We start from the raw sequence: 1,227 nt of genomic DNA, 5'->3' as shown, positions 1-1,227 counted from the left end.
AGGCGGTCAACCGGACGCCAAAAGCGTGGCGCTTTTGGTTCCCTACGCTATCGCTCCGGCGCCGGTTACCTCAGCGTTAAATGCCTGGCTCCGGCGGTTTTGGGTTTGGTGTTTGGCCGCGGCTTGGCAGTGGTTCTCGGGCAAAACACAGCCGCCAGTCAGTCTCCGGTTTTTGGCTGGTAACTCGGTGTTAAGGTTGCGGGGCAATCCGGCGTAAAGTCCGTGCATCATCTGTGCATAGGGTGTTCTGGTTCCTAGCGCCATGGGTCGCGCTGGTGCAACGTATCGGGAGTAGGCATTCAGCTTTGGGTGCCACAATAAAATGCCGGGTAAACGGCATCTAACAAGGCGCATCAATTCGCGGCCGGTGGCCGCCGGACGCCCTTTTCATTGCGGCTGCGCCTCCATTATAAGGGCGCCGTTGTGCGCTGGCGTTATGCACTAAGGAGGAAATATGATTTCGAAGATGGAGAGAACGCTTGCGAAGCGGGTAATAGAGTTGCATGACGGGAAGAGTTTTGCCCTGTTGCAGGAAGTTTCGGCCCCATCATCACGCGAAGAGAGCGAAGGCACTATTACTGAACATGCCTACATTGCATCGTGCGAAAGCATTCAAAATGAACTTGGAGAGTTGAGCAAGGTTGAGTTTATAGATTGCCTCTGGAGAGCTGGTTCCCAGCTTACCCTGTGGAAGGCGAAATACTCTGCCAGTGAAGATGAAGTCTTTTGGGCCGTTGGCTTTGATTCTGCAACGCACAAAGTTAAAGATGTTCTCGTAAACTGGTAAATGCATAACAAGAAATTCCAGTTCGTTCCGGCCCTGATGGGCCTCCACCGGACGGCCTTTTCTCCGCTTCGCTACGCAAAGGCCGCCGCTGAATTTTGGCGTTAATGGCCAGGCTCCCGTGCGTTTTGGGTTGGCGTCGTGCAAAGGCCTTGGCACCGGATTTGATTGCAGAGCCCGCTCATGCTGGTGATCGCCAAGGCCGGAAACTTCGCCGTCCGGTTTGGTTGCCAAAACGGTCAGCGGAGTTGGTATTACTGGCGTGCCCCAGTCGTGGGGCTGTCCGTCTCAAACGGTCATTGGGCCGACGGCTTTTGCGTTCTGGTTCCTTTCGCCATCCGTCGAGCTGGTGCATGCTGTCCGGGAGATGGCATGCGAACTTTTTTGCCAGGCTCAACCACGGTGGTGAACGGCCATTAACAAGGCGGTCAACCGGACGCCAA

Annotated in this window: 2 protein-coding genes; both read left to right on the top strand. The window is 55.3% G+C overall.

From position 1 onward, the window contains the following. A partial coding sequence (locus tag Q674_RS41505; RefSeq protein WP_227501231.1) for a hypothetical protein occupies nt 1-183 on the top strand: 183 nt, incomplete at its 5' end. A 271-nt stretch (nt 184-454) separates the two neighbouring features. Further along, nucleotides 455-787, top strand: a complete 333-nt coding sequence (locus tag Q674_RS33890) for a hypothetical protein (protein WP_023009275.1) — start codon at nt 455-457, stop codon at nt 785-787. The last annotated feature ends 440 nt before the right edge of the window (nt 788-1,227 follow it).

The sequence above is a fragment of the Marinobacter sp. EVN1 genome (genome assembly GCF_000475375.1).
In the GTDB taxonomy this organism is placed as follows: domain Bacteria; phylum Pseudomonadota; class Gammaproteobacteria; order Pseudomonadales; family Oleiphilaceae; genus Marinobacter; species Marinobacter nauticus.
This window is presented reverse-complemented; position numbering and strand designations above follow the sequence as displayed.